This is a genomic window from Sediminibacterium sp., assembly GCF_051861365.1.
Lineage (GTDB): Bacteria > Bacteroidota > Bacteroidia > Chitinophagales > Chitinophagaceae > Sediminibacterium.
On sequence record NZ_JBHYCW010000053.1, the window covers coordinates 1 to 8,490 of the forward strand.

Annotated in this window: 3 protein-coding genes; 1 reads left to right on the forward strand and 2 read right to left on the reverse strand. The window is 37.9% G+C overall.

The genetic code is table 11. The annotated features are described in order from the left end of the window. Positions 1-4,354 (reverse strand): nuclear transport factor 2 family protein (locus ACTIEV_RS15135; RefSeq protein ID WP_439516787.1); only part of this gene is annotated, 4,354 nt, incomplete at its 3' end. Positions 4,355-5,073: 719 nt separating this feature from the next. Further along, a complete protein-coding gene (locus ACTIEV_RS15140) occupies positions 5,074-5,829 on the reverse strand; it encodes a hypothetical protein (protein ID WP_322194957.1) in 756 nt (251 codons plus the stop codon). A gap of 569 nt (positions 5,830-6,398) precedes the next feature. Here ACTIEV_RS15140 and ACTIEV_RS15145 point away from each other — a divergent pair. Beyond that, complete coding sequence (locus ACTIEV_RS15145) at positions 6,399-8,420, forward strand: carboxypeptidase-like regulatory domain-containing protein (protein ID WP_439516788.1); 2,022 nt, start codon at positions 6,399-6,401, stop codon at positions 8,418-8,420. The last annotated feature ends 70 nt before the right edge of the window (positions 8,421-8,490 follow it).

The following is an 8,490-nucleotide window of genomic DNA, read 5'->3' on the forward strand; positions in this document are numbered from 1 at the left end:
TCGCTCTTAATCCATGGTAAGCCAAGCGGAGATATTCATCACATAATGCATTGATATCCGTTGGTTCTTTTTTACCGGAGCTGGTTCTACTGTGTTGTAACATCCCCTTTACAATAGCATCTGCCCTTTTACCGTGGTGATGGATCTTATTCAGGTTCTCCTTAACATCAATGGCCAATTGTTCTGCATCTTGATAGTTACCATTGGCCATTTCAGCATTCATCTCATCGATCAATTCCTGACTCACTTCGCTGAAATTATTGACAAAATTCAATGGGTTTTGTATTTCATGGGCAATACCGGCCGTGAGCTCTCCTAATGAAGCCATCTTTTCAGCCTGTATCAATTGATTTTGTGTAGCCTTCAGCTCCATTAATGCTGCTTCCGCTTTTTGTTTGGCTTCTTTGATGGCTATTAAATCCTGCTCAGCCTGTAATGCATGTGCTTCGGCAATTTTTAAATCATTAAAACGAGTAAATGTGAGATTGAATACTGCAGCAAAACGTTCAAGCAAATGAATATTGGCTTCCGATTGTCCATCAGGTAAGGCCATACCAATAAATCCTTTATCGAAATAAGCCACGCTTTGTATCCGTCTTTTTTGCGTGAGCGCATGACTGAGTGGGATTTGTAATGTTTGCAGATAGCTGATATAATTCTCCAATTCAGCTCCTTGCATATCTACCGTTACAGATTTCAATTGAGCGACCCATCCGTCATATAGTTTTTTTACAGAAGCATTATCAGCAGCATTAAAAGTAAATTTTTTACCCACACCTGTACCGTCTTCATCGGTAGCCCACATTTCCATGTCTTTTGTAACGTCATTTACGATTCCAATATATAAGCGACTGGGCTCTATCCCTAAGCTAATGAGTTGATGAAAAACCTCAGCAGCAGTTTCTGCAAGTTCATCACTGTGCTGCATAGCCAATGTTCTTGATCGAACTTTTTCCAATGCTGCTTCAATTTTTGATTCCCGTGCTTGTTCTTCTGCTTTTTGCAGGTCCAAGAAACGAGTATAGGTTTGATCAAAGACTTTGGTAAACCTTTGCAGCAACACTAATCCGAAATCGTTTAATTTATCTACTGAAGTAATTCCAATAAACCCTTTAGCAAAGCGAGCATAATTATTCACTCGTTTATTCAATTGACGAACTTCAGGGCTCACATAAAATTCAATACTATCCAAATAGTTCAACCACAATTTGAAGACCTCTCCTTCCAACTCGTTTATCAATAGATCATTTTGATTCTTCCAACACTGGAATAAAGGAACTCCATTTGTTGGTTCATTGAATGGCATAGGGTAAGCTGTTTGCAAGTACTCGCCATCTGCAGTGGTAATAAAAAATGTAAATTTTTCAGCTTCTTCATCCACTGTTATCACAAAAGCCCTTGATAATATATGAACAGCATCCGAATACAACGCTTTAAATTCTTCAAACAATAAATGGGCAACAACAGATAATTCCTCACTTCGTTGCATCGCCATGGTTCTGCTTCTGACCCGCTCTAATGCTGCTTCAATTTTTGCCTCTTGTGCTTGTTCTTCTGCTTTTTTTAAATCCAGGAAACGTATATACGCCTGTTCAAATGCATTGGCAAAACGTTGTAAAATAGATGCAAAATCCTGTGATAAATATTCCCTATCAAAATAGAACACAAATAAACCGGTATATTTCATGAGGGCAGCAGCATAAGCATACACATTTTTGTTTTGCATCCACTGTATGACCTCGGGATCTACTTGCTTGAAAGATTCCTGCGCTAATATCGAGTCAATATGTTCACGCGAATCCACTTCATTGTACACTTTATTGATATAGGCTTCACCATTGGCTCTGGCATCATAAAAATCACGAAAAGCCTGTGTATCAAAATAATTTTGGTAATAAAATGCTGCTTTTTCTTTTCGATCTAGCATCAATAGACAGTTCAAAAAATCTTTTGTGCCTTCCACAAAAATGGTGATAGAAATTCCTCCGGATACTTTAAGCCCCAATTCCAATAATTTCTCTTCCATCGTTTCTACCACATTGGGTAAATCTTCACTTTTCTGCATCGATAAAGAAGCAGACCGTACTTTCTCTAAAGCAGCTTCAATTTGCGCCTCCCTTGTCTGTGCCTCAGCTTTTTTCAAATCCAGAAAACGGGTATAAGCGAGATCGAATGCAGCTCCCATCTTGGTGAGTATGGTCTCAATTTCAGCTGTTGGAGGATCTAACAAATCAATCACCAGTTTACCATGATTAAGCTTTTTTGCAGCATGGTATAACCTTTGTATTTGAGAAGCTTCAATAAATGCCTTCACTTCTTCTGCCACTTCTTTTTTACCATGCTCACAAGCCCATTCCAACAGTCTCTCGAACCCTTTTTGATCCTGTATTTCTATGAAAAAGTCTTCTGGATTTTCCCATACTCTTTTCACATACAAATGCGGATCATGCTCTTTTAATTGAAATGTGATATCCAAAGGCACATGGCTTCCTTCAGCTGACAATTCTGTAGCGCTGAGATCCCAAATTCTAACTTTATTTTCTCCTTCATTCAAAAGAATAGAAGCCGCTATTACATGGGGAATATGTAATCCCATCACCTCCTCTTTCAGTTTAACCACTACTTGCATGATCTCATCAGAGTGATGCATTGCCAATGCTTTGGCCTTTACTTTTTCAACAGCTAAGTTTATTTCCGCTTCTCGTGCTTGTTCTTCTGCTTTTTTTAAATCCAGAAAGCGTGTATAGGACTGATAAAATACTTCGGCAAACCTTTTTAGTATGAGCTGTTCTTCGTCATTGTAAGTTTGTCCTTTATTATTGGCGATGGCAAGAGAAAGCTTATCCATACGATAAACTGCCCAGGCAAAACCGGTGCTCTCTACTAGATACTTTTGTATGGCTTGATCTTGTTCTTTGTTGGTTGGTGCCGGCAATAAGCCTAATTCGGCTAAATGTGCTTCAAAAGAGATCTTTTCTTCGAGCGTAAAAACTTCTTGATGTACTTTTCTATTGGGATTATTTCTAGATCGGTTAAATAAAGGATGATCAAAATATTTAACCTGCCATCTAACCGGTGCTTCCAACCATTTAAAATGTGACCATAAATCCCAATCATTTTCACCTTCTGTAATTCTAAAATTCACATGTGTAAAAGAAATCCCTAATTCCTCCAATTGAGCAGATACTATTTCTATCACCTCCAATAAATTATCTGTTCGCTGCATAGCGTTCGACTTAGCCCTTACCCGCTCCAATGCAGCTTCTATCTTCGCTTCTTTTGCCTGTTTTTCTGCTGTGTACAAGTCCATGAAACGAGTATATGCCTGTGCAAATACTTTACAAAACTTCTTAACAACAGCTCGTTCCGATTCACTATACTCCTTGTTATTGTATCGAACAACTGTTAATGAGATATGATCATGAAAACTGGCACAAATATTATAATAGGGCTGATCAAGAATAAACTGCCTTCTTTCAGGAGGAACGATTGAAAATCCGGTATGACTGAACAGATATTCCCAATGTATTTTTTTATCTTCTCCCTCAGCACAAAATGTAAAATCTGTATGGGTTCCCTGATGCTTGATAAAAGCTTTGGCTAGCATTGATGGATTCAATTCATTCAACTCTTCAATGATCTTGGTAGCATAAGAGCCTTCATCATTGGCTATCCAGTATTCATATCTCTTTCCTTCGGTCAAAATAATCGCCACCGCATCAATCCCCAATGATAACTCTTTCAGCTTTTCAGAAACCAAATACGCCACTTCCAGAATCTCATTACTTTGATGCATAGAGAGTGAGCGTGTACGTATTTTATCCAGTGCAATTTCAATTTCAAGCTCTCTGTTTTTTTGAGCCAATTCTGCTGTTCTTGCTTCTACAGCTGCCTGCAGCTTGATATTCTCAGACCTGAGTTGTTCCGGATTGATCTGTTGTCCCTCACCCGCATAACCATCCGGAAAAGAGCAATGTATATGTGTTACATACCAATCTCCATTTATCTCAGACCAAACTCCTGTAAGTCTGCTATGATGATAGAATGTCCACTCTTCAGCAAGCTTTACATGAAAATCCAACTTCTCAGTTAATATGACATATCCATTTTGCTCATGTACATTGATTTTTCTGTTCTCCATTCTTACTAAACCTGTAACCTGATCACTGGTAGACTTATAAAAATCAATGGCATCCTGTTTATTGGTAAACGCTTCACTGATGGCTGTACCGTATATAATGATATCATCAGCCCACCAGGTAGCAAATACATCAATATCACCTCGTAATAATGCATCAAACATTTCGATATGTCTGCTGATAATTTTCTCTTTTAGATCCTTACTCAATGCCATATTTTATTTTGCAGGAAGTATGATGGTGAATGTGGTTCCAACGAGTGCTTCTGTTTCATCTCTATTTTTCCCCGATTACTTTTTGCGCTAATGTCATAACGCAAACAAACACGCATACCACTTGTTTTGAATGTTGTTGAATACAATGCATAGTTATGTTCATCTATGAACGATCGAATGATCATACAAATACTATTCGCCTTTGTGATCAAGGGGGAAAAAAGAAGAAAACACGGAAGACTAAAACGCATATACTCAGGTTTTGGTCAGCATACCATTGTTTATGGCATCAGACATAGATCTGCCAACCAAACACCCGGGGTTCAGGACACTAAGCAGTTAGAACATCAATTTACGTTTTTTTCATCATATCAATCAATCCTGTTCAGGGAATTTAGAGGACTTAGGGTTCATGGCTGATGGGTCATAGCCCATAGTCCATAGTAAAAGAATGAGTGTGAAATAAACTTTTGGAACTCCTAAGGAGTCCTTTGGACTTTTCAAAAGTTGAACCCCTTTATACCTAACTCCATGATGATGATATCTCTAGCCTTGGATAAGATGGGAATAGAATGATAGGTTGATAGGTATTGAACCATCCCTAAATAGACAACGCTTCGGATACGGACTTAAGACGGACTTATAACGGACTCATAACGGACCTGTAAGGAGGTACCTTTTTGAATAGCTAGGGGCTTAAGCACGGAGCTATTCAAAAATTATTTTCCCCCGCTCGCCCTCAAATCATTGATACAATTCGCATCTAACTGTGGAATATTGTTATTCAGCATATTCATCAATCCGGTGGTCTCAATGGTATAATACATCAAACAATTGGTATTGGTACAATGTGCACGATTATCGCCATCTTCATGAGCTGTTACCATCGCAGCTCCATTATTGACCAAGCCCAGTATATGTCCGATCTCATGCAACAGCACGCCCGACTCTACTTTTACCCTGCTTGCCTGGTTGATGCCTCCACTATTGGATTGTATCGTTTTACCAAATAAACAAACGGCAGTATTCCGATAAGCAATGCCTACCACATTGGTTGTACTGAATGAAGCATCGGCGATATACACATAAACAGTAATGCGGTTGCCATCTGTATACGCTTTTCGATTTTGGTCAGTAAAAGCGGCAATATCGGAAGTTGTAACTGTTTGTTTACCAATACTGCCTACTTGCTTACTCTGTATGACAATACCGCCGGGTTTATGTAAGCGTTGTTCCAAGAAATCTTGAAGATTAATAAGGGTTTGTGGTTGTAATTGCATGCCTGGACTGTATTGTAACTCTACTACCAATGATACATAGCTAGTGGCAGATAATAATTCACCGGCGGAAGCTCCTACCTGGCGGTTGTCATTAGTGCCAACAGGACCGGATAATATTTCAATAGAGGTTTGTTTTTTGCAAGAAAAGAGCATAACCCCTATGATGAATAGTATGAACAAGGCTTTATTTTTCATATACCATTATTTTACACTTTTACTAACGAAAAATAATGCCAAACTATTTATAGCAAGGATACTAAGGCTATACATTTTTTGGGGAATCAGCATTAAAGAGTTTAAATATGGTTGATCCAATGAAAGGTGTATTGCTGTGTGAATTTTAGTTGATATCTATTATGAATGAAGCATATGTTAAAAGGCCCCCAAAGAGAATCTGGTACTTTATTGTAAATCATAAGCAATGGATGGGTATTGCAATATGTTTTGTCTGATTTAACAAACAAATACCTAGGCAGTAAGAAAGCTTAACCAGTGTCATTTATGTAAAAAATGATCAGAGTAGGCACTGTTAAGTAAGTTTTTATAAGTTAAAACAAGTCGGAAAAAATGTAACGGATGAATCACCTAGAAAAATCGGTGTATTCTAAATAATTGTTAATCAATTTTTTAGAACGAAAATAACTAGAACAAACCAAAAAAATGAATACAAAAAATAAAAAAAATAAAGTGGACTTAAAATTTGGAATTATAAAAACCATTCATCAATTTTAACATATTATTAAACTCAGCCAAAACTCAAGCACATGAGAAAAAAAGTACTGATTGTTTTGGGGTTGTTGCTTCACTGTTATTTATTGATAGCACAAACGATTACTGTTACGGGCATAGTAACGGATCGTGATTCAAAACCCCTTTCAGATGTTTCTATTCGAATTAAAGGTACCCGTGCGGGTACTGTAACCAATTCTACGGGTAGGTTTAACATTCAGGCAAGACCTGGGGTCACACTTGTCTTTAGTTATATTGGATATGCTACTCGGGAATTTGCAATTACGGGGTCTACAACTAATTTATCAGTTACGATGGAAATTCAACAGGAGGATAACCTGAATGAGGTAGTTGTGACTGCACTTGGTATTAAAAGAGAAAAAAAAGCGCTTGGATATGCGGTAGCTACAATTGATCAAAAATCGCTTGAATTAAGACCAGAAGGCGATGTGGTTCGTGTACTTAATGGAAAAGCTCCTGGGGTAGACATAATGGGGGTAAGTGGTATTTCGGGTAGTGGTACGAATATTATCATACGTGGTGTTAGTACCATTAGTGGTAGTGCGGCACCTCTATTTATTGTAGATGGTGTTCCATTTGATGCTTCTACCAATGCACAAGCAAACTTTACCAGAGGTAATACCACTTCGAGCAGATTTCTCGATCTTGATCCCAACAATATTGAAAGCATCAACGTATTAAAAGGTTTAAGTGCTACAACTTTATATGGTGAATTAGGAAGGAATGGTGTAGTGGTAATTACAACCAAAAACAGCTCAAACAGACGAATCAACAAAGGGATGGAAATTACTGCCCAACAAAGCCTATATTACAATGAAGTTGCAAATTTACCCGAATACCAAGATTCTTATGGAGGTGGATTTGATCAAAGTTTAGGGCTTGCTTTTTTTAGTAACTGGGGGGCGAAATTCACTAATCCTCCACAAAAGGTTCTTCACCCGTATAGCAGGGCTGCACTTACACAAGCTTTCCCTCAACTTCAGGGCGCTGAATATGAATATAAACCGTATAAAAATTTAGAAAGATTTTTCCGCAGAGGAGTTATTAAAACAAGTTCCTTAAACATATCAGCTGGAGGTAAAGAAGGCCAGATTAATGCCAATTACTCTTATATGGAGGATAATGGTTTTACACCAGGTAATACGCTTCGCAAAAATACGTTTGGTATTGGAGGATCTGCAAAACTCGCTAACAGGTTTACGTTTAGTGGTACTATGAATTATGCGATGACAGATTTTGTATCTCCTCCTACTTCTACCAGTTTTGGCAGTAACCCTTCTACATCATCGATATTCGGAAACCTTATTTATACGCCAAGAGCTGTTGATTTAATGGGACTTCCTTTTGAGAATCCACTTGATAAGTCATCTGTATATTATCGAGGAAGCAATGATATTCAAAATCCTCTATGGACGGTTAAAAACGCAAAAAATGGTCAAAAGGTAGAGAGGGTGTATGGTAATATGCAGCTTAAGTATGACATCCTTCAAAACTTAAGTATCAGTTATAGGGTGGGTTTTGATGGATATAATGACTTTAATTACCTGGCACAAAATAAAGGGGGTGTAGCAGGTGGTTCACAATATCAGTTGGGTATATATCGTACGGTTAATGGTAGAAATACGATATGGGACCATACGCTAGTGGCCAACTGGAATACATCTATCAGTAAAGATTGGAATGTAGCAGTAGATGCCGGTATTAATTCACAAGAGAGACGCTATGAGCAAAGTGGTATGAAGAGTACTCAGCAACTTGTATATGGCTTATTTAACCATAGCAACTTCATTGTTCATGAAAATACATCAGAAGATGGAGGGGGGTTAGATTTCAAGACGTATCAGCAATCAATTGGTGCGTTTGCTCAAGGTATTTTTGGATATAAGGAATTCGCTTATGTTACCGTGGGAGGAAGGAACAGTTGGACTTCTACTTTAGAAGCTGCTAATCGTTCTTTATTTTATCCTAGTGCCAGCGTTTCTTTCATTCCTACTTCTGCTATTAAATCGCTTAAAGGAAATAAATATATTAATTAACCCAAGTTGCTAGTTAGGTATATATAAAATAAGTGAGCCCTCAAAATAGTTTAAGAGTTACCAGACAATT